Annotated in this window: 24 protein-coding genes and 1 tRNA gene; 11 read left to right on the forward strand and 14 right to left on the reverse strand. The window is 73.4% G+C overall.

The annotated features are described in order from the left end of the window. Positions 1 to 21: 21 nt before the first annotated feature. On the reverse strand, positions 22 to 798 hold the full coding sequence (locus C3492_RS24795; protein WP_103814141.1) for an SDR family oxidoreductase: 777 nt from the start codon (positions 796 to 798) through the stop codon (positions 22 to 24). Positions 799 to 806: 8 nt separating this feature from the next. After that, a complete protein-coding gene (locus C3492_RS24800; protein WP_103814143.1) occupies positions 807 to 1,973 on the reverse strand; it encodes a phytanoyl-CoA dioxygenase family protein in 1,167 nt (388 codons plus the stop codon). 132 nt (positions 1,974 to 2,105) lie between these two features. On the opposite strand from C3492_RS24800, the gene C3492_RS24805 reads away from it, so the two are divergent. Next, the gene (locus C3492_RS24805) at positions 2,106 to 3,137 is read left to right on the forward strand and encodes a LacI family DNA-binding transcriptional regulator (protein WP_103814145.1); all 1,032 of its coding nucleotides are present in this window, start codon (positions 2,106 to 2,108) and stop codon (positions 3,135 to 3,137) included. Here C3492_RS24805 and C3492_RS24810 read toward each other — a convergent pair. Beyond that, positions 3,118 to 4,278 carry a Gfo/Idh/MocA family protein gene (locus C3492_RS24810; RefSeq protein WP_103814147.1) on the reverse strand — a complete coding sequence of 387 codons (1,161 nt, stop codon included), beginning with the start codon at positions 4,276 to 4,278 and terminating at the stop codon, positions 3,118 to 3,120. The two genes, C3492_RS24805 and C3492_RS24810, sit on opposite strands and share 20 nt — an antisense overlap. 115 nt (positions 4,279 to 4,393) lie before the next feature. Between C3492_RS24810 and C3492_RS24815 the strand changes: the two genes are divergently transcribed. Next, positions 4,394 to 5,401, forward strand: a complete 1,008-nt coding sequence (locus C3492_RS24815; protein WP_103814149.1) for a LacI family DNA-binding transcriptional regulator — start codon at positions 4,394 to 4,396, stop codon at positions 5,399 to 5,401. A 111-nt stretch (positions 5,402 to 5,512) separates the two neighbouring features. Here the strand turns inward: C3492_RS24815 and C3492_RS24820 are convergent, their stop codons facing one another. Further along, entirely contained in the window at positions 5,513 to 5,857 is a 345-nt protein-coding gene (locus tag C3492_RS24820) for a cupin domain-containing protein (RefSeq protein ID WP_103814151.1), read from the reverse strand. A gap of 131 nt (positions 5,858 to 5,988) precedes the next feature. On the opposite strand from C3492_RS24820, the gene C3492_RS24825 reads away from it, so the two are divergent. After that, on the forward strand, positions 5,989 to 6,504 hold the full coding sequence (locus C3492_RS24825; RefSeq protein ID WP_103814153.1) for a hypothetical protein: 516 nt from the start codon (positions 5,989 to 5,991) through the stop codon (positions 6,502 to 6,504). Positions 6,505 to 6,540: 36 nt separating this feature from the next. Here C3492_RS24825 and C3492_RS24830 read toward each other — a convergent pair whose 3' ends face one another. Next, positions 6,541 to 7,119 carry a TetR/AcrR family transcriptional regulator gene (locus C3492_RS24830; protein WP_103814154.1) on the reverse strand — a complete coding sequence of 193 codons (579 nt, stop codon included), beginning with the start codon at positions 7,117 to 7,119 and terminating at the stop codon, positions 6,541 to 6,543. Positions 7,120 to 7,363: 244 nt separating this feature from the next. Between C3492_RS24830 and C3492_RS24835 the strand changes: the two genes are divergently transcribed. The 4 genes from C3492_RS24835 (at position 7,364) to C3492_RS24850 (ending at position 10,523) form a co-directional block, all read left to right on the forward strand. Continuing rightward, positions 7,364 to 8,794 (forward strand): MFS transporter, encoded by a 1,431-nt coding sequence (locus tag C3492_RS24835; RefSeq protein WP_103814156.1) that lies wholly within the window; start codon positions 7,364 to 7,366, stop codon positions 8,792 to 8,794. A 45-nt stretch (positions 8,795 to 8,839) separates the two neighbouring features. Then, positions 8,840 to 8,913: transfer RNA gene (locus C3492_RS24840), tRNA-Pro, on the forward strand. Between the two features lie 208 nt (positions 8,914 to 9,121). Continuing rightward, positions 9,122 to 9,283: an alpha/beta fold hydrolase gene (locus C3492_RS24845; RefSeq protein ID WP_258055868.1), complete on the forward strand. Its 162-nt coding sequence runs from the start codon at positions 9,122 to 9,124 to the stop codon at positions 9,281 to 9,283. A 535-nt stretch (positions 9,284 to 9,818) separates the two neighbouring features. Then, the gene (locus tag C3492_RS24850) at positions 9,819 to 10,523 is read left to right on the forward strand and encodes a hypothetical protein (RefSeq protein WP_103814158.1); all 705 of its coding nucleotides are present in this window, start codon (positions 9,819 to 9,821) and stop codon (positions 10,521 to 10,523) included. Between the two features lie 85 nt (positions 10,524 to 10,608). Here the strand turns inward: C3492_RS24850 and C3492_RS24855 are convergent, their stop codons facing one another. Both C3492_RS24855 and C3492_RS24860 read right to left on the reverse strand, forming a co-directional pair. Continuing rightward, complete coding sequence (locus tag C3492_RS24855; RefSeq protein WP_103814160.1) at positions 10,609 to 11,709, reverse strand: NAD-dependent epimerase/dehydratase family protein; 1,101 nt, start codon at positions 11,707 to 11,709, stop codon at positions 10,609 to 10,611. A gap of 13 nt (positions 11,710 to 11,722) precedes the next feature. Beyond that, positions 11,723 to 12,175 (reverse strand): MerR family transcriptional regulator, encoded by a 453-nt coding sequence (locus C3492_RS24860; protein ID WP_103814161.1) that lies wholly within the window; start codon positions 12,173 to 12,175, stop codon positions 11,723 to 11,725. A gap of 196 nt (positions 12,176 to 12,371) precedes the next feature. Here C3492_RS24860 and C3492_RS24865 point away from each other — a divergent pair, with 196 nt between their 5' ends. The 4 genes from C3492_RS24865 to C3492_RS24880 all read left to right on the forward strand — a co-directional run bounded on the left by C3492_RS24865 (position 12,372) and on the right by C3492_RS24880 (position 16,703). Then, positions 12,372 to 13,160: a LytTR family DNA-binding domain-containing protein gene (locus C3492_RS24865; RefSeq protein ID WP_103814163.1), complete on the forward strand. Its 789-nt coding sequence runs from the start codon at positions 12,372 to 12,374 to the stop codon at positions 13,158 to 13,160. Between the two features lie 199 nt (positions 13,161 to 13,359). Continuing rightward, entirely contained in the window at positions 13,360 to 13,647 is a 288-nt protein-coding gene (locus tag C3492_RS24870) for a hypothetical protein (protein WP_258055869.1), read from the forward strand. Positions 13,648 to 13,696: 49 nt separating this feature from the next. Next, a complete protein-coding gene (locus C3492_RS24875; RefSeq protein WP_103814165.1) occupies positions 13,697 to 15,451 on the forward strand; it encodes a cation acetate symporter in 1,755 nt (584 codons plus the stop codon). 34 nt (positions 15,452 to 15,485) lie between these two features. After that, a complete protein-coding gene (locus tag C3492_RS24880) occupies positions 15,486 to 16,703 on the forward strand; it encodes a sensor histidine kinase (protein ID WP_103814167.1) in 1,218 nt (405 codons plus the stop codon). Positions 16,704 to 16,719: 16 nt separating this feature from the next. Here the strand turns inward: C3492_RS24880 and C3492_RS24885 are convergent, their stop codons facing one another. The 7 genes from C3492_RS24885 to C3492_RS24915 form a co-directional block, all read right to left on the reverse strand. Next, complete coding sequence (locus tag C3492_RS24885) at positions 16,720 to 18,153, reverse strand: amino acid permease (RefSeq protein WP_103814169.1); 1,434 nt, start codon at positions 18,151 to 18,153, stop codon at positions 16,720 to 16,722. A 177-nt stretch (positions 18,154 to 18,330) separates the two neighbouring features. Beyond that, a complete protein-coding gene (locus C3492_RS24890) occupies positions 18,331 to 19,026 on the reverse strand; it encodes a GntR family transcriptional regulator (RefSeq protein ID WP_181140533.1) in 696 nt (231 codons plus the stop codon). Between the two features lie 23 nt (positions 19,027 to 19,049). Beyond that, complete coding sequence (locus C3492_RS24895; protein ID WP_103814172.1) at positions 19,050 to 20,051, reverse strand: proline racemase family protein; 1,002 nt, start codon at positions 20,049 to 20,051, stop codon at positions 19,050 to 19,052. 13 nt (positions 20,052 to 20,064) lie between these two features. Then, on the reverse strand, positions 20,065 to 20,964 hold the full coding sequence (locus tag C3492_RS24900; protein ID WP_103814173.1) for a dihydrodipicolinate synthase family protein: 900 nt from the start codon (positions 20,962 to 20,964) through the stop codon (positions 20,065 to 20,067). A gap of 186 nt (positions 20,965 to 21,150) precedes the next feature. After that, complete coding sequence (locus C3492_RS24905) at positions 21,151 to 22,548, reverse strand: FAD-dependent oxidoreductase (protein WP_103814175.1); 1,398 nt, start codon at positions 22,546 to 22,548, stop codon at positions 21,151 to 21,153. Beyond that, the gene (locus C3492_RS24910; protein WP_103814177.1) at positions 22,541 to 22,843 is read right to left on the reverse strand and encodes a (2Fe-2S)-binding protein; all 303 of its coding nucleotides are present in this window, start codon (positions 22,841 to 22,843) and stop codon (positions 22,541 to 22,543) included. The genes C3492_RS24905 and C3492_RS24910 overlap by 8 nt, the downstream gene beginning before the upstream one ends. Next, positions 22,840 to 24,000: an FAD-binding oxidoreductase gene (locus C3492_RS24915; protein WP_103814179.1), complete on the reverse strand. Its 1,161-nt coding sequence runs from the start codon at positions 23,998 to 24,000 to the stop codon at positions 22,840 to 22,842. Before C3492_RS24915 ends, C3492_RS24910 begins: the two co-directional genes overlap by 4 nt. Positions 24,001 to 24,129: the final 129 nt, after the last annotated feature.

The raw sequence follows: 24,129 nt of genomic DNA on the forward strand, positions 1-24,129 counted from the left end.
CCTAGGGTCGGTGCTGCAGTTCTAGTCGAGGCCGCCGAGCACGTTCTGGTCCCAGTCGATCACCGACCCGGTGACCACCCCCGACCGCTCGGACAGCAGGAAGACCACGAAGTCCGCGATTTCGTCCGGCTGGCCGAGCTTGCCCATCGGCAGCCGGGCCGCGGCCTGCTCCCGCCAGTCGTCACCGGCGCCGTGGAAGGCCCGCTGGGTGGCGTCCTCGCCCTCGGTCGCGGTCCAGCCGATGTTCAGGCCGTTGATCCGGATCCGGTCCCAGCGGTGGGCGTGCGCCGCGTTCCGGGTCAGGCCCACCAGGCCCGCCTTGGCGGCGACGTACGGCGCGAGGAACGGCTGCCCGCCGTGCGCCGACGAGGTGATGACGTTGACGATCGTGCCGGGCGCCTTGCGGGCCGTCATGTCGGCGACCGCCGCCTGCATCGCGAAGAACGGCCCCTTCAGATTGACCGCGATGTGCGCGTCGAACAGCTCCGGCGTGGTGTCCAGCAGCGTGCCCCGCGAGGTCAGCCCGGCCGAGTTCACCAGGCAGTCGATCCGGCCGTAGGCGTCCACGACCTCGGCGACCGACGCCTTCGCCTGCTCGGCGTCCGCCAGATCGGCCTGGACGTACACCGCCTCGCCGCCGGCCGCCGACAGCTCCGCCACCAGCGCCTCGCCCGGCTCCGGGCGCCGCCCGCTCACCGCCACGACGGCGCCCTCGCGCACGGCGGCCCGCGCGATGGCGGCCCCGACGCCCTGGCTGCCGCCGTTGACCAGAACGACCTTGTCGTCGAGAAGTCCCATGCCCTGCCTCAGCTCTCCCGGCGTTCCGCCGCCGCCCGCAGTTCCTCACGCAGCCGCGCGGGCTGCCATGTCTCCCTCAGCGCCCGCCGCACCAGGTCCGCCTGCGCCGGCGGGGCCAGCCCGGCGACCGGCGGATCGCTGTCCAGGTTCGTGGGGAAGGGGTAGCCCTCGGCGCTCGCGGCGATCACGTTCTCCAGCCATTCCTCGGAGGCGCCCGCCTCCTTGCGCCGCAGCAGCACCGGGAACACCGCGTTCGCCACCGCCTCGCGGTCCACGGTCTCCATCGCGCGGCCGAACGCGGACGAGATCTGCAGGAGGTTGGCCGTGCGCCGGACGTCCGCCGTCCGGTTGGGGCCGGCGGCGTGGAAGAGCGCCGGGTTGAAGAAGGCGGCGTCGCCCTTCGCCAGCGGGAGCTGCACGTGGTGCGCCGCGAAGTACTCCTGGAACTCCGGGAGCCGCCAGGCCAGGTAGCCCGGCTCGTACAACTGGGAGTACGGCAGGTACAGCGTCGGTCCGGAATCCACCGGCATGGCGCAGTGGGCGACCGCGCCCTGGAGAGTGAGCACGGGGGAGAGGCGGTGCACGTGGGCGGGGTAGGCGGCGGCCACCGCGTTGCTCAGGAAGCCCAGGTGGTAGTCCCGGTGCGCGGTCTGTCCGGCGCCGCCCGGGTTGACCACGTTGACCTGGGAGGTGACCTGGTAGCCGGGGCCCAGCCAGGCCGTGGCGAGCAGCGCCAGGACGTCGTTGGCGTAGTAGTCGGCGAACGCCTCCGCGTCGTACAGGGCCGTCTTCTCCAGCGCGTTCCACACCCGGTCGTTGGCCCCCGGCGCGGCGAAGTGGTCGCCCGCGGTCGCCCCGGCGGCCCGCTGCCCGTCGATCAGCGCCTCGAACACCGCCGTGACCCGGTCGACGACGTCCGGTTCCGGGAAGGCCCCCCGGACGACGACGATCCCGGGCCCTTCGGCGAGCGCCCGCACCAGCTCGGCCCGCAGCGCGGTCCGGTCGCCGGCCGCCCGCAGCCGCTCACCCTCGTACACGAGGACGTTCTCCACGACGGACGCGGCGTGCGGATAGGCGGCCGGATCCGTGGTGCGCTCGACCAGGGCGCGGAACCCGCCGAGGTCGCAGTCCTGCTCGGACAGCCAGGCACGGCCTGGTACGGCGGCGACGGACATCGGTGTCCCTCTTTCGGTCACGGGAGCGGCGCCTTCGGTCACGGGAAGCGGCGCGGCCCTGTCATTCTTGTCAGTACAAACCCCTCGAACAACCAGCACGCGACCATCAAAAACCCCTCAAGGAGCCGGTCCATGGGCCACCCCTTCCCGATCCGGGAGATCGCACGTCAGGCCGGTCTCAGCGAGGCCACCGTGGACCGGGTGCTGAACGGCAGGGGAGGGGTGCGGGAGAGCACCGCGCGGGAGGTGCACCGGGCCATCGCCGACCTCGACCGGCAGCGCACCCAGGTCCGGCTGGTCGGCCGCACCTTCATGGTCGACATCGTGGCCCAGGCGCCCGAGCGGTTCACCACCGCCGTACGCGCCGCCCTGGAGGCCGAACTGCCCGCCCTGCACCCGGCCGTCGTGCGCTCCCGCTTCCACTTCCGCGAGACCGGCCCGGTCCGGGAGCTGGTCGGCACGCTCGACCGGATCGCCCGGCGCGGCTCGCAGGGCGTGATCCTCAAGGCGCCGGACGTCCCCGAGGTCACCGCGGCCGTCGGCCGGCTGGCCGCCGCCGGCGTCCCGGTCGTCACCCTCGTCACCGACCTGCCCGCGAGCGGACGCGTCGCCTACGTCGGCATCGACAACCGGGCGGCCGGCGCGACCGCCGCCTACCTGACGGGCCAGTGGCTCGGCGACCGGCCCGGCAACGTCCTCACCAGCCTCAGCAGCGGCTTCTTCCGCAACGAGGAGGAGCGCGAGATGGGCTTCCGCAGCATCATGCGGGCCCGGCACCCGGAGCGGACGCTGGTGGAGATCGCCGAGGGTCACGGCCTGGACGCCACGCAGTACGACCTGGTCCGCGCCGCCCTGGAACGCGACCCGGAGATCCGGGCGGTCTACTCCATCGGCGGCGGCAACAACGCGACCCTGCGGGCCTTCGCCGACCTCGGCCGCGAGTGCGCCGTGTTCGTCGCGCACGACCTGGACCACGACAACACCCGGCTGCTGCGCGAGCACCGCCTGTCCGCCGTGCTCCACCACGATCTGCGGCACGACCTGCGCGAGGCCTGCCACGAGGTGATGCGCTTCCACGGTGCGTTGCCGCCGGCCGGGCCGGTCCTGCCGTCCGCGATCCAGGTGGTCACGCCGTACAACATGCCTACGACCCCGGCAGCGTGACCCACGCCCCGCTCGCGGCGGACTCCGCCATCGCGTCCAGCACGGTGGCGCTGTGCACCGCGTCCGCGAGCGTGGTGCCGTACGGGGTGCCCTCGGCGATGGAGCGGACGAAGCGGTAGGCCTCGATCACCTTCAGGTCGTCGTAGCCCATCGCGTTGGCCGCGCCCGGCTGGAACGCGGCGAACTCCCCGGCGCCCGGGCCGACGTACACCGTGCTCACCGGCTGGTCCTGGTACGTCGTACCCCGGCTCACCTTCAGTTCGTTCATCCGGCGGAAGTCCCAGAACACCGCGCCCCGGGTGCCGTGCACCTCGAAGCCGTAGTTGTTCTGCTCGCCGACCGAGACCCGGCAGGCCTCCAGGACGCCGCGGGCGCCGGAGGCGAAGCGGAGCAGGCAGCTGACGTAGTCCTCGTTCTCGACCGGGCCCGGCTCGCCGCCGGCGGCCAGGGCGTGGCCGGCCGTCGCGCCGCTCGGACGGGCGCGTTCCGGGACGAAGACCGCCGTGTCGGCGGTGAGCGCGGCGATGTCGCCGAGCAGGAAGCGGGCCAGGTCGGCGCCGTGCGAGGCCAGGTCGCCGAGCACCCCGCTGCCCCCGCGCTCGCGCTCGTAACGCCAGGTCAGGGCGCCGTCCGGATGGGCCGCGTAGTCGCTGAAGAGGCGGATGCGGACGTGGGTGACCGTGCCGATCCCGCCGGAGGCGATCAGCTCGCGGGCGGCCTCGACGGCGGGCGCGTTGCGGTAGTTGAAGCCGACCGTGCCCTGCACGCCGGCCTTGGTGACGGCGTCGGCGACCGCGCGGGCGTCCCCGGCGGTCAGGCCCACCGGCTTCTCGATCCACAGGTGCTTGCCGGCCTCGGCCATCGCCACGCCGATCTCCCGGTGCAGGAAGTTCGGCGCGGTCACGCTCACCGCCCGGACGCGCGGATCGGCGGCCACCTCGTGCCAGTCCCGGGTCGCCGAGGCGAACCCGAACCGCTCGGCGGCCTCCTCCGCCCGCCCCGGCACCTCCTCGGCGACCGTGACCAGCCGGGGCCGCAGTGGCAGCCGGGGGTAGTGGTGCGGGAGACGGGCGTACGCCTGGGTGTGCACCCGGCCCATCCAGCCGAACCCGATGACGGCGACACCGAGCGCGTCCACCATGACAGCCCCTCTCCGTTTGGACCGGTCCATCGTCGGTCCAGGCCACCTTTGTTCGGACATGGGCAGCGTGTCAACCCTTTGACAGCGCGGCACGCCGCGTGGAACGGTCCATCCCATGAGACCGCCGACGATCCGCGACGTGGCCGAACGCGCCGGCGTGTCGAAGTCACTCGTCTCCCTGGTACTGCGCGGCTCCGGCCCGGTGCGCCCCGAGAAGCGGGAGGCGGTCCTGCGGGCCGTGCGCGAGCTGGGCTACCGGCCGAACGCGGCCGCCCGCAGCCTCAGCGAGCAGCGCACCCGCACCATCGGTGTCCTCCTGGACGACCTGCGCAACCCCTGGTTCGTGGAACTGCTCGACGGGCTGAACTCCCCGCTGCACGCGGCCGGTCTGCACATGGTCCTCGCCGACGCCCGTCTCAACCGCCGGTTGGGCCACGACCTCGCCGAGCCCTTCCTGGACCTGGGCGTCGACGGACTGGTGGTGGTCGGCACGGTCCCGGACGCAGGCGGCCTCGGCGCGCTCGCGCGGCGGATGCCGGTGGTCGTGGCCGGCGCGCGCGAGGCGCAGCCGCCGGGGGTGGACGTCGTCGCGGGCGACGACGAGCGGGGCGCCCGGCTCGCCACCGAGCACCTGCTCGGGCTCGGCCACCGCCGGATCGCGCACCTCGCCGGCCACGGCGCCGTGGGCGCGCTGCGCCGGCGGGGCTTCGAGACGGCGATGCGGGCGCACGGCGCCGAACCGCTCGTCGAACCAGGCGACCTGACCGAGGAGGGCGGCTACCGCGGAACCGTCCGCCTGCTCAGCCGCCCCGAGCGGCCCACGGCACTCTTCGCCGTCAACGACATGGCCGCGGTGGGCGCGCTGTCGGCGGCCGGTGAGCTGGGGCTGCGGGTGCCCGGCGACCTGTCGGTGACCGGGTACGACAACACCAGCGTCTCCCGGCTGCGGCACCTGTGGCTGACCACCGTCGACACCGCCCCGCACGAGGTGGGCCGGCGCGCAGCCCGCTGCCTGCTGGACCGCTTCGAGCGGCCGGACGGCGAGGGGCGGGTGCGGCTGGCCGCGCCGACGCTGGAGATCCGGGGGACGACGGGTCCGCCGGGGGACGGCCTTGCAGGCTGACACAGCCGCCGAGGTCTACGCGGCTGCCAGCTTGATACGGCGCTCCGGGTTGATGCGGCGCTGCGGCTTGATGCGGCCCCAGCTTGATTCCGCCCCCATGTTGATGCGGCTTCACAGGTTGATGGCATAGGCCTTGCGCAGCGTCTCGTGCACGGTCCACGTCGTACGGTCGCCCGCGCGGAGCACCGCCATGTCGCCGGGACCCACCGTCAGCGTCGGCCCGTCCTCGACCTCGATGGTCGCCGAGCCGCTGATCACCACGAACAGCTCGTCCGCCTCCGTGTCCGTGACCACGCCCGGTGTGATCTGCCAGATCCCCCGGAGCTGCCGGCCGTCCGCAGACTCCCACACCACCTTCCCGGTCACCTCGGGGTTCCCGGCCACGATCTGCTCCGGGTCCAGGGGCTCGGGTGGGAGGTCGGCGTCGGGGATGTGGAGCGCGAAGCTGTGCGTCATGCCACCGACCCTGGCCGGTACGGCAGCCGCGCCGCCATGGACAGGGTGTGGGGCATCGGGCCTGGTCGGAGGACACTTCGTCGCGGAGCCCACCGCTGGCGGGGGCGCGGGGCGCGGGTGATCGTGGGGACATGGCTGACTCCACGGCGGCCGGCCCGGCGCCACCCCGGCAGCACGGCACACGGGAGATCGTCCTGTTCGGCGGGGTGTACGGCGCCGTCCTCGCCAGCTCGATGGTCGCGGCGCTCACCCAGTACGGGCACACGTCCGCCGGTGTCCGCGGCTACGACGCGGCATGGGTGCTGGTGACCGCGGGCGCCTCCGCCCTCGCCCACGGCTACGCCCACTACATCGCCGAGCGCACCCCGCACGGCCGGTGGGACGTCCTGCTCGCCATGCGCGACGAGTGGCCGCTCGTCACGGCCGTGCTGCCCACCGTCTTCCTGCTCGCGGGCGCGTACTGGAAGTGGTGGCCCGCGAAAGGCGTCGAGTACGTGGCGTTCGTCCTCAACATCGTGATCCTCTTCGGCATCGGCCTCGTCACCGCCCGCTGGTCGGCGCGCCGCTGGCCGACCGCCGTCCTCATGGGGCTGGGGGACGCGTGCCTGGGGGTCGTGGTGGTGGTGGCGAACGCGGTCATCAAGTAGGGGCGGACGGGGGCGGACAGCCCACGGACCGGGCGGTCAGCGGCTGGTGCGGACTCCGTCCAGGGCGATGGCCAGGACCCGGTCGCGCTGGGCGTCGTCCTCGAACGCCGTCGCCGTGATCCCGGCGACCATCCGCAGCAGATCGCCGAAGTCCATGTCCGCCCGGGCAGCACCGGCCCGCTGCGCGCGTTCCAGCAGGGGGCCGCCGGCCTCGTACATGGAGTCGCGGCAGGACTGGAAGATGTCCGACTCGCCGTCGAGGGCCTCGCGCACGGCGCGCTTGGTGACCATGTACCCGGCGAACCGGTTCAGCCAGTTGGTCAGCGCCTCCCACGGTTCCCGGTCCGCGAGCTCGACGGCCGCCCGGCACAGGGCGTTGACCTCGTCGGCGTAGACGCTCTCGAACAGGTCGCGGCGGGTCGGGAAGTTCCGGTACAGGGTGCCGATGCCGACGCCCGCGCGGCGGGCGATGTCCTCCAGCGAGGCGTCGGCGCCGTGCTCCGCGAACGCCTCGCGGGCGGCGCCGAGCAGGGCGTCGTAGTTGCGGGCGGCGTCCTTACGGTGCGGCCGGCGGGCCGCCACGATCTCGCTGACGGGGAACTGCGTGGCCGTCACTGCTGCCTCCCGGGAGGGAATCGACTGGAACCGGAGGTGCACCTCCGCTACAGTGGAGGCGTACCTCCACTTTAACAGTGCGGGGTCGGCTCCGCCGTGGCCGGACGTGGCCCGCGGGGCCGGCTCCGGGCATTACCCGTGGCGCGGCCCGTACGACCGCGCCCCTCGGTACCCGGCTCACCCGGTACCGACCCTCCACGTCCCTGTTCTCCCTCCGCGTCCCTGATTTCGGAGAGGCTTCTTCATGCCCCGCGCGTCCACTCGCCTCACCTTCACGGTCCTCGCGACCGGTGCCGGCGTGTTCTCCATGCTCCAGTCGCTCATCGCGCCGGCCCTGCCGACCGTCCAACACGCCCTGCACACCTCGCAGTCCACCGCGACCTGGGTGATGACGGCCTATCTGCTGTCCGCCTCGGTCTTCACCCCGATCCTCGGCCGGGTCGGCGACCTCGTCGGCAAGAAGCGGACCCTCGTCGCCGTCCTGCTGGCCGTCCTCGCGGGCTGTCTCGTCGCCGCGCTGGCCCCGACCATCGGCGTGCTCATCCTCGCCCGGGTCGTCCAGGGCGTCGGCGGTGCCCTGTTCCCGCTGTCCTTCGGCATCATCCGGGACGAGTTCGCCCCCGGCGAGGTCAGCGGCAGCATCAGCAACCTCTCCGCCGTGATCGCCGCGGGCGGCGGGGTCGGCATCGTGGCCGCCGGTCCGATCGTGTCCGCGCTCGACTACCGCTGGCTGTTCTGGATCCCGGTGGCGGTCGTCGCCGCGACGGTCCTCATCGCGCTGCGCTACGTCCCCGAGTCGCCCAAGCGGGCGGAGGGGAAGGTCAGTTGGAGCGGGGCCGTGCTGCTCTCCGGCTGGCTGGTGGCCCTGCTGCTGCCCTTGAGCCAGGCCGGCCGGTGGGGCTGGGGCTCGGCGAAGGTGCTCGGTCTGTTCGCCGCCGCCGTCGTGCTGTTCGGCGTGTGGCTGGCGACCGAGGCCCGCTCGCGCAGCCCGCTCATCGATCTGCGGGTGCTGCGGCTGCCCGCGGTGTGGACGACCAACACGGCCGCGCTGCTGTTCGGTGCCGGCATGTACTCCATCTGGTCCTTCCTGCCGGGCTTCGTCCAGACGCCGTCCGCGGCCGGTTACGGCTTCGGCGCCAGCGTCACCGCGTCCGGTCTGCTCATGCTGCCGATGCTGGTCGCGATGTTCCTCTCCGGCGTCCTGTCGGGCCGTCTGGAGCCCCGCGTCGGCGCCAAGGCGCTGCTCACCGCCGGTGCCGCGCTCGGCGCGCTGGCCTGCGGCTTCCTCACCCTGTGGCATGACGAGCAGTGGCAGGTGGCCGTCGTCTCGGGCCTGTTCGGCCTCGGCATCGGACTCGCCTTCGCCTCGATGGCCAACCTCATCGTGGGCAGCGTGCCGGCGGAGCAGACCGGCGCCGCGACCGGCATGAACGCCAACATTCGCACCATCGGCGGCTCGATCGGCGCCGCGCTCACCAGCGTCCTGGTCACCGGCCGGCTCCAGCCCTCGGGCCTGCCGTACGCCTCCGGCTACACCCACGGCTGGGCCCTGCTCGCCGTCCTCTGCCTGGCCGCGACCGGCGCCGCCCTCCTCGTCCCGGTCCGCCGCGCCGGCCGCCCGGCCGCCCCGGACGCCGTACCGGGCCCGACACGGGCACCCGCTCAGGTGCGGTAGGGTTGACCTGCGTGATCACGCGGAACGCTCCGCGTGAGACCGCGGCGGGACGTGGCGCAGCTTGGTAGCGCACTTGACTGGGGGTCAAGGGGTCGCAGGTTCAAATCCTGTCGTCCCGACGGGAGCATCGCTCCGAATCCGCAGATCAGGGCCCTTTCTCACCATGGTGAGGAAGGGCCCTCGGTCGTTTCATGGAGTTCGAAACCTCGAAACCCTTCATCCACGCCGGCGATCGGTCGGGGTGGGCGTCCGCGCACGCCGAGATTCAAACAACCGTATTGCACGAGCGTCTTGTGCGGGCGGATGGATCGCGGCTGCGGTGAACCCATGAACACCGACAACGCCCAGCGTTCCGCCCTCACCATCGACGGCCGCACCCTGTCCTACGTGGACTTCGGCGGACCCGGCCGCCCGCTGCTCGCCCTGCACGGGCACATGTCCGAGGGCATGTCGTACGCCGGTCTCGCCGCCCGCCTCGCCCCGGACTGATCGCGCCGAGCGAGTGGCCGGGGAGGGCCGCACGGTCCAGTCCCAAGTGGTCCATGAGCGCGTGACCGCGCTGGCCAACGGGGAGGGCTGTGCCGAGCTGCCCCGGCAGGGAGGCGTTCGTGGCGCGGCTGGGCCCGTTCGCCCCCTTCCTCGAATTCGCCGTTCGCCGGCGGCCGGACGGGAGTCGGGGCCTGCACTTCCATCCCAGGGACATCTACGAATCCGAGGACCGGGTCCACGGCGACCACTGGGCCGACTGGACCGGCTCCACCTGCCCGGCGCTGCTGGTACGCGGCACCGAAGGCGGTGTGCTGTCGGCGGAGCAGGCAGCGCGGATGGCCGCTCGGCGGCCCGGCACCCGTCTCGTCGAACCGGGAACAGACCACTTCCTGTACGCCAACGGCCCGGTCGGCTCCGCGGACGCGGTCCGGGACTTCCTAGCCTCGGCACAGCCATGGCCGGCGGCCTCTCCCGCCGTCGCCCCGACGATGCAGCACCGGATGCCCCACGGTGACCGACGCGCGACCGTGGGACCATGTCCTCCGACCAGAGCACCGCAGGTGAGCCACCCGACAACGCGCCGGCTCGACCCGACCTCGACGAATCCGGTCCCAAGAAGCGCTTCGAGCAGGCGAACGCGTGGATCGGGACGCTCGTCGGTGTGGTGGCTCTGGGGCTCTCGGTCCACAACCTCCTGGCCCTCCAGCGGGAGCCCGCTGTCGACGTCGCGCTGCCGCACATCGTGCGCGTTGCCCAGGGCAAGGACACCTGGCTGTACATCCAGCCGACACTGTCCACCCGGGTCAAGACGGATCGCGTCGAGGTCATCACCCAGATCGACCTCCAGTTACGACCGACCAGAGCCGGCACCGAACGGCCGGCGGCCTTCTTCTGGGACGAAACCGGCTCCTACTCCTACAGCGCCTCGGCCCATCAGCTCACGTATCAGCGCGTGGCCGACCCCAGCCCCCTCCTGGTGAGCCAGAGCACGCCGCAGCAGCCGCTGCTCCTGCTCAACGCCGTGCGATGGAACTTCGCCGAGGGACGGTACGAAGGCGAACTGGTGTTCCGGCGGGCAAGCGGGCGCAAGTCCCTCCGGAAGAGCTTCTGTCTGACGATCTCCAAGAACGCGGTCGAGACCATGCGCAGCGCCGGGCAGTACCAGCATCACGACTTCCGGAACGACGTACCAGGCAGTGATCCCGAGAAGACGGGCTGCTACGTGCTGTCCCCGGTGTGACCGTGCCGCCCCTCCAGCGGCCCGCCGGCGGCCGAACCCGGCCCGGCACGATACGGGCGCGCATGCCCCTGAGTGCCTTGGCGCACTATGCGGGCGTCGCAGTGGTCCTCTCGGACGAGGGCAGCGTCAGGCCCAGTCGGATCTGGCTGTCCGCGGTCGCCACGATCGTCTCCACGATGTCCCGGGGCTGCCAGCCCAGCACCGAACGGGCCTTCTCGTTGCTGATGACGGGGATCCGGCCGCGCAGGGCCGCGGCGTCGCGCAGAGCCGGTTCCGTCTTCGCGGCCTCGATCACCTGCTCGATGGTCAGCTCCTCGGAGGGCAGCAGACCGGCCGCCGCGGGGAAGTGCTCACGCAGGACCCGTGCCATGCCGAAGAGGCTGATCGACGGCCCAGCGACGGCGATGAACCGCTCTCCCGCCGCCTTCGGGTGCAGCATGGCGCGCAGGTGCAGGTCCACGACGTCCCGTACGTCGACGACGCCGAAGTACATGACCGGCACCACGGGCATCCGTCCGGTCAGCATGTTCCTGACCAGACCGACCGAACCGGAGGGCCGGTCGCCCAGTTGGGGACCGAAGATGCCGGTGGGGTTGACCACCGTCAGCTCGATGTCTCCATGGGCGTGGACGTACTCCCAGGCCGCGCGCTCGGCGAGCACCTTCGACTTGTGATAGGCGGGGAGGCCCTCGGTGTCCGGGTCGGTCCAGTCCGTCTCCGAGTAGTGGTCGTCGGGCTTCACCGTGTACCCGACCGCGGCGTAGGACGACGTCATCACCACGCGTGGGACGCCGGCCTCGCGGGCCGCGGAGAGGACCCGCAGGGCACCGTCGCGGGCCGGGCGGATGACGTCGTCCTCCGTCTCGGGCGGAGTGGTGGGGAAGGGCGACGCGTGGTGCAGCACGTGGCTGACACCGTCCATGGCCTCCGCCCAGCCGCCGTCGGCGCCGAGGTCCGCGACGGCGAACTCCAGCCGGTCCGCCGGATCGACCCCGGCCCGGCGCAGCGCGGACAGGACCTGTGCCTCCTGTCCGGGCTCCCGGATCGTCACCCGGGTCCGGTACCCCTCGCCCGTCAGCCGGGCGATCGAGTGGCTGCCGACGAGACCGGTACCACCGGTGACGAGCACCCTCTCGCGTTCGGAGACGGAGGCGGAGGCGGAGACTGCGGTGTTCTGTGTGTTCATCCTGTTCGGTCCTTCAGTCGGTGAGTCGGTCCATCACGCGCGTGACGTCTTCGATCGCCTGCTCCTCGGCGTCGGCGTCCCCCCGGACCCGGGCGTCCCAGAGGTCTGCCTTGCCGCGCAGATACGCCAGGCGGAGCCGAAGCCGCTCGATGTCGGCGGCCAGCTTCTCCGCCTGTGCGGCGAACAGATCCCGCTGTTCGGCCGCCGCGGAGTCGCCCCGGGCGAGCAGATCCAGATAGCGGCGCATTCCGCTGACCGTCATCCCCGCCGAGCGCAGGCAGGCCAGCGCCAGGACACGGTCCGCGGTCGCCGGGTCATAGCGGCGATGACCGCTGGACTCGTCGCGGGCGACCCTGCCCAGCAGGCCGATCTTCTCGTAGTAGCGGAGTGTGGGCTCGGTGAAACCCGAGCGCCGGGCCATCTCCTGGATGGTCAGGCCCGCGGTCCGATCTGTACTCCCTGCCATGCGGCCAAGCCTCCGACACTTGAAGCGCTTGAGGTCAAACCACACCGCGGGTGATGCGACGCGCGTCACCCGGGAAGGTCCCTCCCGGCGTCCGGGGGAGCGTCCCGTTGAACCCGTCGCTCCGCCTCCGCGTGCTCCTGCACGGGGACCCCGCACGCCCATGGCCCCCGCCCGTCCGCTTTCCGGGGGAGTCGCCATGATTCGGGTGCTGGCCGTCGACGACGAGGAACCGGCGCTCGCCGAACTGCTGTTCCTGCTGCGGGCCGATCCCCGGGTGCGGTCGGCGGAGGGCGTCCTCGAAGCGGCCGAGGCGCTGCGGCGGCTGGCCCGGCCCGGGGCGGACGGTGCGGCGGACGTCGACGCGGTGTTCCTGGACATCCGCATGGCGGGTCTCGGCGGCCTGGACCTCGCCCGGCTTCTCGCCGGGCGAGCCGAGCCGCCCCGTGTCGTCTTCGTCTCCGCGCACGCGGACCACGAGGAGTACGCCCTTGGGGCGGCCGGGCTCCGCGCCGTCGACTGGCTGCTCAAGCCGGTGCGGCGCGAGCGCCTGGCCGAGGCGGTCCGGCGGGTCGCCGAGCTGGTCGCGGCCGACCGCGCCCCCCACCCGGGGCTCTCCGGGGCCCGGCCGCTCGCCGACCGCGTCCCGGTGGAGGGCGAGGGCGTCACACGGTTGCTGTCCGTCGCCGACATCACGCGTGCCGAGGCCCATGGCGACCACTCCCGGCTGTACACCCGGGAGGACAGCCACCTGGTGCGCATCCCGCTGTCCACGCTGGAGGAGTGCTGGCGGGCGGAGGGCTTCGTGCGGATCCACCGGCGCCATCTCGTCTCCCTCGCCCGCATCGAAGCCTTACGGGTCGACGGGGGCAGGCTGACGGTCAGGATCGGCGCGTCGGTGCTGGTCGTGAGCCGCCGGTGCGCCCGTGAACTGCGGGATCTGCTGGTCGAGAAGGCCATGACGGACCAGCCCGGCAACGGTCGCTGACCGGAAGCTGTCGCTTTGGTTCCCTGGTGCGTACACTCCACTGCGAAGTGTGATCATCGCGGTCGGAGGACGCGGCATGGGTGCTCCTGGGACTCCTCGACGTGAAGTGGTCACGGGGACTCCGCGCGCGGCCCGCGTGGACCACGCAGGCCATGGAGGCCATGGAGGCCAAGGTCACGCCCGCCCCGGTGCGGTCCGGGTGGGTGCGAAGGGTCCGGCCGTCGAGTCCCTCGCCCTTCGCGCCCTGATACGTCGTCAACTCCGGCTCGGTCTCCTCGCGTTCGGTCTGCTCGTCGTCCTCCTCGGGCCGCTGCCCCTGGTCTTCGCCGCCCTGCCGGACTCGGGGACCTGGCCGGGCGGCGCCCTGATCGTCTGGGCGGTTCTCGGCGTCGCCGTCTACCCGGCCCTCGTCGTCATCGGCCGCTGGTACGTCGTACGCGCCGAACGCAACGAACGGGACACCGCGGACCTCGCCGAGAGGGCCTGACGGTGACCGACGCTCCGCAGCACCGGCCCGGCCGCGCGGGGGCCGCCGGGTGAACCAGACGTACGGCATCGTGGCCGTGTCGGCGGCGGTCGTCGCGACCCTGGTGATCGGCTCGGCGGGGCTGCGCATCTCCCGCACCACCTCCGACTTCTACGTCGCCTCCCGTACCGTTCCGCCGTACCTCAACGCCATGGCCATCAGCGGCGAGTACCTGTCGGCGGCCTCCTTCCTCGGCATCGCCGGACTCGTCGCCGCCGAGGGCGTCGAGATGCTCTGGTTCCCCGTCGGCTACGCCGCCGGCTACCTCGTGCTGCTCGTGTTCGTCGCCGCCCCGCTGCGCCGCTCCGGGGCGTACACCCTGCCCGACTTCGCCGACGCGCGGCTGGAGTCCAGGGCCGCCCGGCGCGTCGCCAGCGTGCTCGTCGTCGGCGTCGGCTGGCTCTACCTGCTGCCCCAGCTCCAGGGCGCGGGCCTCACCCTCGGCCTGGTCACCGGCGCACCGCGCTGGCTCGGCGGGGTGCTCGTCGCCGTCGTCGTCACCCTGGCCGTGGCCGCCGGTGGCATGCGCAGCATCACCTTCGTCCAGGCCTTCCAGTACTGCCTGAAACTGACCGCACTGCTCGTGCCCGCGATCTTCCTGGTGCTCGCCTGGCACGGCGACCCGCGCCCCGCCGGTGCCCTGGAGGAGCCGCCGACCTTCCGCCGGCACACCCAGGTCACCGTCGAGACCACCGTCCGCATCAGGATCGAGACGCCGCTGCGGGCCGTCGCGACCGGCGCGGTGGACGGACAGGGCTACGACAACGGCCCCCTGCTGCTGGATCCCGGCGTGCACGAGGTGAGGGCCGGGACGACCCTCCGGTTCCCGCCGGACACCCCGGTGCCCGAACGCGAGTCCGACGACGGACGGCGCACCGGAGCCTCCAGCTGGGCGGCGCCCCTGTCGGGAGGCAAGGACGATCACCCGCTCTACACGACGTACGGGCTGATCTTCGCCACCTTCCTCGGCACCATGGGACTGCCCCACGTCCTCGTCCGCTTCTACACCAACCCCGACGGCCGCGCCGCCCGGCGCACCACCGTGATCGTGCTCGCCCTGGTCGGCGGCTTCTACCTGCTGCCGCCCCTCTACGGCCTGCTCGGCCGGATCTACGCCCCCGACCTGCTGCTCACCGGCACCACGGACGCCGCCGTGCTCGTCCTGCCGGAACGGCTCGTCGGCGGCCCGGGCGGCGACCTGCTCGGCGCGCTGATCGCCGCCGGCGCCTGTGCCGCCTTCCTGTCCACCGCCTCCGGGCTCACCCTGTCCGTCGCCGGCGTGCTCAGCCAGGACGTACTGCCCTCGCTCGGCGTCCGCCACTTCCGGCTGGCGACGCTCCTGGCGGTCGCCGTGCCCGTCACGGTGAGCGTGGCCGCCGGCAACCTCCCCGTCGCGAACGCCGTCGGCCTCGCCTTCGCGGTGGCCGCCTCCTCCTTCTGCCCGCTGCTGGTGCTCGGCATCTGGTGGCGCGGCCTCACCGCGCCCGGCGCCATCGCGGGGCTGCTCACCGGCGGCGGCAGCGCCCTCGTCGCCGTCGCCCTGACCATCGCCGGGCCCCTGACCGACGGCTGGGCGCACACCCTGCTCGCCTGGCCGGCCGTGTGGTCCGTACCGCTCGGCTTCCTGACCATGATCCTGGTCTCCCTGGCCACCCGGGACCGGATCCCGGCCGGCACCGAGGCCGCGATGGCCCGCCTCCACCTGCCCGAACGCCCCGCCGGCCAGGGCGCGCCCACCACCCGCCGAGGAGTGACCACCCCATGACGACCCACCGGCCCGCGGCCGAGGGGGCCCGCGCGTGAACGGGTTCGCCCTCCTCGCCGCCGGAGCCCCGCTGTTGTTCGCCGGGGGCCTCGCCGCCGGACGCCTGCTCGCCCGCCGCGCCGCCGAGGGCGGGACGGACCCCGGTACCCCCGTGGAACGCGCCACCTTCCACACCCTGCACACCGCGTCGGAGGCCGCGCCCCCGCTGCGCGCCGGACTCACCGAGGACGCGGCCCGCAAGGCGGTACGACGGCTCCGGCCGCTGTTCGGCACGGCCGCGCTCGGCCTCACCGAGCGGGACCGGCCGCTGGCCTGGGACGGACCGGGCCGGCACCACGAGGACACCGTCCTGGACCGGGTCCGTCAGGTGCTGGACACCGGCCGCGCCCAGACCTTCGCCGTGAGCTGCCCGGACCCGGACTGTCCCGTGCGCTGGGGCGCCGCCGTGCCGCTCACCGTCGACCGGCGGGTGCTCGGCGCCCTCGTCGTGCTCGGCGTCCGGGAGTCGGCGTCCCTCCTGCGGGCCGCCGAGGAGGTGGCGCGCTGGGTCTCCGTCCAGCTCGAACTCGCCGAGCTGGACCGGGCCCGCACGGGACTGATCGAGGCGGAGATCCGGGCGCTGCGCGCGCAGATCTCTCCGCACTTCATCTACAACTCCCTCGCGGCGATCGCCTCGTTCGTCCGCACCGACCCCGAGCGGGCACGCGAGCTCCTGCTGGAGTTCGCCGACTTCACCCGCTACTCCTTCCGCCGGCACGGTGAGTTCACCACCCTGGCCGAGGAGCTGCGTTCCATCGAGCAGTTCCTGGAGCTGGTCCGTGCCCGGTTCGGGCAGCGGCTGCGCGTGACCCTGCAGATCGCCCCCGAGGTGCTGCCCGTGACGGTGCCCTTCCTGTGCCTTCAGCCGCTGGTGGAGAACGCCGTCAAGCACGGGCTGGAGGAGAGCGTCGAGCGCAGCCGGATCAGCATCACCGCGCTGGACGAGGGGGCGCTGGCCCGGATCGTCATCGAGGACAACGGGGTCGGCATGGAACCGGACCGGCTGCGCCGGATCCTGCGCGGCGAGGGCAGCCCGACGACGGGCATCGGGCTGCGCAACGTGGACGAGCGGCTGCGGCAGGTCTACGGCGACGACCACGGGCTGGTGATCGAGACCGGCGTCGGAGCCGGCATGAAGATCACCATCCGCATCCCCAAGTACCGGCCGGGGGTGCACAGCACACCCCCGCGCACGGCGTCCGGCAGCGCTTGAGGGGCCGGCCGGGACGTCAGCGACCGGTTGCCGGAGGCTGTGCCTGCTTGCGCTGCCGCCGGGCCGCCATCACCGCGTAGACGATGATCCCGACGAACAGGAACAGCACGCCCTGGTAGACCGCCGCGTAGCCGGCGCCCGCCATCAGCCACACCGAGAAGGCCGCGGCCACCGCGGTGACCACGGAGTCCCGTACCAGCCGGGCCCGGTCGACCGCCTCGGGACGGCCGGACACGAGGTGGAAGATCTGCGCGGCGGTCGCCAGCAGATACGGCACTGTCGCGGTGAACGTGGTGACCAGCACCAGGACCTCGAAGACCTTGCCCGAGCCCGAGAAGTAGTTGTAGACGGTGAGCAGCGAGGCGAGGACGACCGTCACGCCCACCCCGACCGTCGGCACGCCCCGCCGCCGGCGTGTGAAGGCGCTCGGGAACAGGCCGTCGCGGGCCGCCGCGTACGGCGTCTGGGCGCTCAGCAGGGTCCAGCCGTTGAGGCAGCCGGTCATCGACACGAGGGCGGCGAGCGCCACGGCGGTACCGCCCCAGCCGCCGCCGAACATCGTGTTCACGGCGTCCGAGAACGGCGCGGTGGAGGTCACCAGACGATCGTGCGCGACCGTGCCGAACACCGACAGCGTGCCCAGCAGGTACACCAGCGCCGCGCCGGCGGTGCCGATCACGGTGGCGCGCCCCACGTTGCGGCGGGCGTTCCTGACCTCGCCCGCGCTGACGGCGGCGGACTCCACCCCCAGGTAGGAGAAGAGCAGCAGGGCGGCGGAGGCGGACACCGCGCCGACCGCACCCTGGCCGCTGGAGTTGAACGGGCCGAGCCGGTCGGGGTCGAAGAAGAACAGCCCGCCGACCGCGACGAGCAGCAGCGGCACGAACTTCAGCACGGTGGACACCAACTGCACGGCACCCACGTACCGGGTGCCCGCGAAGTTGGCGAGGGCGGGCAGCCACTGGAGGGCCAGCGCGGCCAGGCAGGCGGTCCAGCGGTGCTGGTTCACCGGGATCAGCACGTCGAGGTACCCGACGGCGGCCACGGCGAGCGCGGCGTTCGACACCCAGGTGGTGATCCAGTACGACCAGGCCGCCAGGAACCCCGCGAAGTCGCCGAACGCCTCGCGGGCGTAGACGTAGGGGCCGCCGGTGCGCGGGTCGCGCGCGGCGAGCCGGCCGAAGACCAGGGCCAGCGCGATGGCGCCGACGGTCAGCACCCCGAAGGCGACCAGGCTGACCGTGCCGTAGGGGGCGATGGAGGCGGGGAGCAGGAAGATGCCGCCGCCGATGATGTTGCCCATGACCAGCGCGGTGGCGACGGGCAGGCCGAACCGGCGGGCATGCCTGCCGGTGTCGCCGTGCGAATCCTCGACGGGAGCCGTGGGGGTCTCCGCGGGGATCCCGGCGGGGGCCGGAGCCGACTGCGGGACGGTTCCGGTGTTGTGCATGGGTGGTGCGCCTCTCATGGAACTGACGTTCCCGGGATCACCGGGACGCGTCCCATGGTCGGGGATGTACCGATGTGGCTCAAAATCGCCGCTTTTTGTTCCGTGCGGGCTGCCGGATCGTGCAAAAAGCGTCGTGGCGCGCATTCCCGGCCGTGAGATGTCCGGTGCTGGAGGCGATCAGTCCGTCGCCGCCCACAGGCCGCGGACATGCCCCAGGTGCCGGGTCATGATCGCATGCACCGCCTTCTCGTCGCGCTCCAGCAGGGCGTCCAGCAGCTCCAGGTGTTCCTCGGCGGAGGCGAGCAGCCGGCCCGCCTCCACCAGCGCGGTCAGACCGTACAGACGCGAGCGTTTGCGCAGGTCGGCGACGACCTCGACCAGATGGGCGTTGCCCGCCAGGGCGAGCAGCCCGAGGTGGAAGCGGGTGTCGGCCTCGACGTAGGCGATCAGGTCGCCCGCCACTGCGGCGGTGACGATCTCCCGGGCCGCCGGACGCAGCGCCTCCAGGGACACGCGGTCGGCCGTGCGGGCCAGGCCCACCACGGTGGGGATCTCGATGAGCGCCCGGATGTGCGTGTACTCGTCGAGCTGCCTGTCGGAGACGGCTGTGACCCGGAAGCCCTTGTTGGGCACGGTGTCGACCAGCCCCTCCTTGGCCAGGTCGAGCATCGCCTCCCGCACCGGCGTGGCCGAGACGCCGAACCGGGCGGCCAGCGAGGGCGCGGAGTACACCTCGCCCGGCCGCAGCTCACCCGCGACGAGCGCGGCGCGCAGGGCGTCCGCGACCCGCTCGCGGTAGCTGCTCCGCCGGCCGCCGAGCCGGGGGAGCACGGGCATCTGGGCGCCCTGGGTGTTCTGTGCCATGTCACGCATCACCGGGGTGAGTGTAGAGGACGCTAGAGGACGAACCCTTCCGGGAACGGATCGGTCGGGTCCAGCAGATACTGCGCGGTCCCCGTGATCCACGCGCGGCCGGTGAAGCTGGGCAGCACGGCCGGCACCCCGCCGACCTCCGCGGTCCCCAGCAGCCGGCCGGTGAAGCGGGTGCCGATGAACGACTCGTTCACGAACTCGGTGTGCAGCGGGAGTTCACCGCGCGCGTGCAGTTGCGCCATGCGCGCGCTGGTGCCCGTGCCGCACGGGGAGCGGTCGAACCAGCCGGGGTGGATGACCATGGCGTGCCGGGAGTGCCGGGCCGTGGCGCCGGGAGCGTAGAGGTGGACGTGGTGACAGCCCCGGATCGAGGGATCCTCCGGATGCACCGGCTCCGCCTCGGCGTTGATCGCGTCCATCAGGGACAGGCCGGCCGCGAGGATGTCGTCCTTGCGGGCGCGGTCGAAGGGCAGCCCGAAGGCGTCGAGCGGCAGGATCGCGTAGAAGTTGCCGCCGTAGGCCAGGTCGTAGGTGACGGTACGCCCGTCCGGGAGGGTGATCTCGCGGTCCAGGGCGACGGCGAACGACGGCACGTTCCGCAGCGTCACGTTCCGCGCGGCGCCGTCCTCCACCGCGACCTCGGCGATCACGACCCCCGCCGGGGTGTCGAGCCGGATCGTGGTCACCGGTTCCGTGACCTCCACCATGCCGGTCTCGACCAGCACGGTCGCCACGCCGATCGTGGCGTGCCCGCACATCGGCAGGTAGCCGGAGACCTCGATGTAGACCACGCCCCAGTCGCAGTCCGGGCGGGTCGGCGGCTGAAGGATCGCGCCGCTCATCGCGGAGTGCCCGCGCGGCTCGTTCATCAGCAGCTGCTTCACGTCGTCGCGGTGTTCGCGGAACCACAGCCGCCGTTCGTTCATGGTCGCCCCCGGGACGGTGCCGATCCCGCCGGTGATCACGCGGGTCGGCATGCCCTCGGTGTGCGAGTCGACGGCGTGCAGGACGAGTCTGCTGCGCATGGTCCGGCTCCTCTCACGCCAGGCCGGCGGCGACGGCCTTCTCGGTGGCCGCGCGGACCGCGGCCTCCTGCTCGGGCAGCAGCGGCACCCGCGGCGGACGCACCGGACCGCCGTACCGCCCGACGACGTCCATGGAGAGCTTGATCGCCTGGACGAACTCTGTCTTCGAGTCCCAGCGCAGCAGGGGGTGCAGCTGCCGGTACAGGGGGAGCGCGGTGGTGAGGTCACCGGCCAGCGCGGCCCGGTACAGCTCCGCCGAGGCGCGCGGCAGCGCGTTCGGATAGCCGGCCACCCAGCCCTTGGCGCCGGCCACCGCCAGCTCCAGCAGCACGTCGTCGGCGCCGATCAACAGGTCCAGTTCCGGGGCCAGTTCGGCGATGCGGTAGGCACGGCGGACGTCACCGGAGAACTCCTTGACGGCGTGGACGAGCCCCTCGCCGTGCAGCCGGGCGAGGAGCTCGGGCACCAGGTCGACCTTGGTGTCGATCGGGTTGTTGTACGCCACCACCGGCAGGCCCGCCTTCGCGACCTCCGCGTAGTGGGCGAGGACCGACCGTTCGTCGGCGCGGTAGGCGTTGGGCGGCAGCAGCATCACCGACGCGCAGCCGGCCTCGGCCGCCCGCTCGGCCCAGCGGCGGGCCTCGGCCGAACCGTAGGCGGCGACGCCCGGCATCACCCGTTCCCCGCCGATCGCGGCCACGGCGGTCTCCACCACCCGGGTGCGTTCCTCGGGGGTGAGCACCTGGTACTCGCCGAGCGAGCCGTTCGGCACGACGCCGTCGCAGCCGTTCGCGACGAGCCAGGCGCAGTGCTCGGCGTAGCGGTCGTGGTCGACCGAGAGGTCGGCGCGCAGGGGGAGGGCGGTGGCGACGAGGATGCCGCGCCAGGGGCGGCGGGGCTCGGGGTTGCTCATGGGGGATCCCTCATTCAATGGGGTGTGACATATTACTGGGCGGGAGGTCGGCTCGGGGTTCGGGAGGCCGACCTCGGGTTCGGGCAGCCGGCTCGCGGGAAGGCCGATCCCGGGTTCGCGCAGCCGGCTCGCGGGAAGGCCGATCCCGGGTTCGCGCAGCCGGCTCGCGGTGCCAGGAGGGCGGCCTCACTCCGTCTCCGGCAGGGCGGCCAGGACGCCGAGCGGTACCGGCCGGGCGAACGGCCGTCGTCCGGGGTCGAGCGGGCAGCCGGTCAGGCCCGCCACCGCGGGCGCGCACATCCGCCCCTGGCACCAGCCCATCCCGGCCCGGGTGAGCAGCTTCACCGTGCGCAGGTCTCCCGCGCCGAGCGAGCCGACGGCCCCGCGCACCTCCCCGGCGGTGACCTCCTCGCAGCGGCACACCACCGTCTCGTCCGGGATCCGGTCCGCCCAGCCGGCCGGTGGGGCGTACACCGTGTCCAGGGCCGTGGCGAACGCGCGCAGCCGGGTGCGGGCCCGGGCGGCGGCGGCCCAGCCGCCCGGGTCGGGGGCGGCCCCGCGCAGTCGGGCGGCGGCCGAGCGCCCGGCGATGTGCCCCTCGGCGAGCGCGAGCGCCGCGCCGCCGACACCGGTGGCCTCCCCGGCGGCCCAGACGCCGGGCACATCGGTGCGCTGTTCGGTGTCGACCCGTACGGCGGTGCCGGACAGGGTGCAGCCGAGAGTCTCCGCGAGGTCGGTGTGCGGCAGCATGCCGTGGCCCACGGCCAGGGTGTCGCAGGGGATGCGCCGGGCGGTGCCGGGCCGCGGGCGTCCGTCCCGGCCGAGCGCGGCCACCGTCACCGCCTCCAGCCGGTCGGCGCCGTGCGCCGCCACGACGGTGTGCCGGGGCAGGGTGCGCACGCCGTGCCGCAGCAGCCGGGCCGCGTATCCGGCGCCCTCGGCGAGTTTGCCGGGCTGCGCGGCCAGGGCGGGTGCCCGGTGGAGCAGCGCGCCGGGACCGGCGGACTCCACCAGCGCGGCGACGCGTGCGCCGGCCGCGGCGAGCCCGGCGGCCACCGGCAGCAGCAGCGGCCCGGTCCCGGCCACCACCACCGTACGGCCGGGCAGTACGAGGCCGCCCTTGAGCATGGCCTGCGCGCCGCCCGCCGTGACGACGCCGGGCAGTGTCCAGCCGGGGAAGGGCAGCACCCGCTCGTACCCGCCGGTGGCGAGCAGGACCGCGTCGGCGCGCACGGTGACGCCCTCCTCCTGCGCGGGGCCGAGCAGGGCGTGCACGGCGAACGCCCCGGAGGCGGAGTCCCGTGCGACGCACCAGACGTGATGGTCGGTCAGGTGGGTGATCCGGCCGGCCGCGCGGTGCCGTTCCAGGCCGTCCCGCAACCGCTCCCAGGTGCGCCACTGGTGGTGCAGGGCCTGCGGCCGGCGTGCGCCGAGGGCGGTGGCGGGCTGCCGGTAGAACTGTCCGCCGGCCTGCTCCGCGGCGTCGACCAGGGTCACCTGGACGCCCCGTGCGGCCGCCGCCAGCGCGGCGGCGAGCCCGGCCGGGCCCGCGCCGACGACGGCGAGGCGCGGTCGTTCAGTCATCGTCCCGGCCCGTCCCCTCCTGCGTGCGGATGTCGTCTCCCGGGCGCACCGGGACCAGGCAGGCCCGTTGGCCGGGGCGGCCGTTGACGGTGACCAGGCAGTCGAAGCACACCCCGATCCCGCAGAACACCCCGCGGGGCCGCCCGGCGCCCCGTGTGCCGCGCCAGGCCGTCACGCCCGCCGCCCACAGCGCCGCCGCGACCGTCTGTCCCGGCAGTGCCTCCAGGGGCCTGCCGTCGAAGGTCACGGTGCAGGGCGGGCCCGGCCGGGCCCGGGTCAACTCCCTCGGATTCACCGGACGTCGCCTCCCTCGGTGTCGAAACGCTCCGGCCGGAACGGCGTGAGGTCCAGCTCCGGCGCCTTCCCGGTGAGCACCTGCGCGATCAACTGCCCGGTTCCAGGGGCGAGTCCGATGCCGGCGCCCTCGTGCCCGCAGGCGTGGAACAGACCGGGCACCCGCGGATCGGGCCCGATCGCCGGCAGATGGTCCGGCAGGTACGGCCGGAAGCCCGCGTACGTGCGCAGCGCGCGGACCCCCTCCAGGAACGGGAACAGCCCGATCGCCCCGGCGGCGAGCGCCCGCGTCGCGGTCAGCGACAACGACCGGTCGAAGCCGACCCGTTCCCGGGTGGAGCCGATCAACACCGGCCCGGCGGCCGTGCCCTCGACGACCGGTGAGCTGCGCAGCGCGGCCGAGTCGCTGGCGACGTCGGACACGTAGTCCGCGGCGTACACCTTGTGCCGGATCCTGCGCGGCAGCGGCTCGGTGACCAGCACGAAACCGCGCCGGGGGAGCACCGGCAGCCGGACGCCGGCGAGCGAGGCGAGGTCCCCGCCCCAGGTGCCGGCCGCGTTCACCACCGCCGGTGCGTGGATGTCGCCCCGGTCGGTGCGGACGCCGTGGACCGCTCCCCTCGCGGTGCGCAGCACCCTGGTCACCGTACGGCCGGTGTGCAGGGCGGCACCGGAGGCGCGGACCAGATGTGCGGCGGCCAGCGCGGGCATCACCTGGGCGTCCTGCGGGTAGTGCACCGCACCCGCCATGCCGGGTGCCAAGTGCGGTTCCAGCTCGGCGAGCCGGTCGGCGTCGACCGGTTCGGCGGTGACGCCGGCGGTCCGCTGCTCCGCGGCGAAGTCCCGCAGCGCGGACAGGGCTCCGGGCGTCGAGGCGACCACCAGGCCGCCCTTGGGTTCGTACTCGATCGCGGCGCCCAGCTCCTCCGCGAGCCCGGCCCACAACCGGGCCGACAGCAGCGCGAGTTCGAGTTCCGGTCCCGGCTCCTTGTCGGAGACGAGCAGGTTGCCCTCGCCGGCCCCGGTGGTGCCGCCGGCCACCGGGCCCCGGTCCACCAGCCGTACGTCGAGTCCGGCGCGCGCGGCGTACAGGGCACAGGCCGCGCCCGTCATTCCGGCCCCGACAACCACGACATCGCAGGTCAGTCGCTTCGCCACGCCAGTACTATGTCACATGTTTCTCTCTGTGAGGAGTATCCGGCACCGGCCCCGATCCCCAGGCGTGGACGCCCCCTTGACGTCGTACGGACCCCGATCGACACTCCAGGGAGGGAATCCTAGTGAACA

It is taken from the genome of Streptomyces sp. Ru62, assembly GCF_002920615.1.
Lineage (GTDB): Bacteria > Actinomycetota > Actinomycetes > Streptomycetales > Streptomycetaceae > Streptomyces.

What these genes read in the sequence shown, in the direction of transcription:
- C3492_RS24795 (WP_103814141.1), bottom strand. Translation starts at nt 798, where the DNA reads ATGGGACTTCTCGACGACAAGGTCGTTCTGGTCAACGGCGGCAGCCAG.
- C3492_RS24800 (WP_103814143.1), bottom strand. Translation starts at nt 1,973, where the DNA reads ATGTCCGTCGCCGCCGTACCAGGCCGTGCCTGGCTGTCCGAGCAGGAC.
- C3492_RS24805 (WP_103814145.1), top strand. Translation starts at nt 2,106, where the DNA reads ATGGGCCACCCCTTCCCGATCCGGGAGATCGCACGTCAGGCCGGTCTC.
- C3492_RS24810 (WP_103814147.1), bottom strand. Translation starts at nt 4,278, where the DNA reads ATGGTGGACGCGCTCGGTGTCGCCGTCATCGGGTTCGGCTGGATGGGC.
- C3492_RS24815 (WP_103814149.1), top strand. Translation starts at nt 4,394, where the DNA reads ATGAGACCGCCGACGATCCGCGACGTGGCCGAACGCGCCGGCGTGTCG.
- C3492_RS24820 (WP_103814151.1), bottom strand. Translation starts at nt 5,857, where the DNA reads ATGACGCACAGCTTCGCGCTCCACATCCCCGACGCCGACCTCCCACCC.
- C3492_RS24825 (WP_103814153.1), top strand. Translation starts at nt 5,989, where the DNA reads ATGGCTGACTCCACGGCGGCCGGCCCGGCGCCACCCCGGCAGCACGGC.
- C3492_RS24835 (WP_103814156.1), top strand. Translation starts at nt 7,364, where the DNA reads ATGCCCCGCGCGTCCACTCGCCTCACCTTCACGGTCCTCGCGACCGGT.
- C3492_RS24845 (WP_258055868.1), top strand. Translation starts at nt 9,122, where the DNA reads ATGAACACCGACAACGCCCAGCGTTCCGCCCTCACCATCGACGGCCGC.
- C3492_RS24850 (WP_103814158.1), top strand. Translation starts at nt 9,819, where the DNA reads ATGTCCTCCGACCAGAGCACCGCAGGTGAGCCACCCGACAACGCGCCG.
- C3492_RS24855 (WP_103814160.1), bottom strand. Translation starts at nt 11,709, where the DNA reads ATGAACACACAGAACACCGCAGTCTCCGCCTCCGCCTCCGTCTCCGAA.
- C3492_RS24860 (WP_103814161.1), bottom strand. Translation starts at nt 12,175, where the DNA reads ATGGCAGGGAGTACAGATCGGACCGCGGGCCTGACCATCCAGGAGATG.
- C3492_RS24865 (WP_103814163.1), top strand. Translation starts at nt 12,372, where the DNA reads ATGATTCGGGTGCTGGCCGTCGACGACGAGGAACCGGCGCTCGCCGAA.
- C3492_RS24885 (WP_103814169.1), bottom strand. Translation starts at nt 18,153, where the DNA reads ATGCACAACACCGGAACCGTCCCGCAGTCGGCTCCGGCCCCCGCCGGG.
- C3492_RS24890 (WP_181140533.1), bottom strand. Translation starts at nt 19,026, where the DNA reads ATGCGTGACATGGCACAGAACACCCAGGGCGCCCAGATGCCCGTGCTC.
- C3492_RS24895 (WP_103814172.1), bottom strand. Translation starts at nt 20,051, where the DNA reads ATGCGCAGCAGACTCGTCCTGCACGCCGTCGACTCGCACACCGAGGGC.
- C3492_RS24900 (WP_103814173.1), bottom strand. Translation starts at nt 20,964, where the DNA reads ATGAGCAACCCCGAGCCCCGCCGCCCCTGGCGCGGCATCCTCGTCGCC.
- C3492_RS24905 (WP_103814175.1), bottom strand. Translation starts at nt 22,548, where the DNA reads ATGACTGAACGACCGCGCCTCGCCGTCGTCGGCGCGGGCCCGGCCGGG.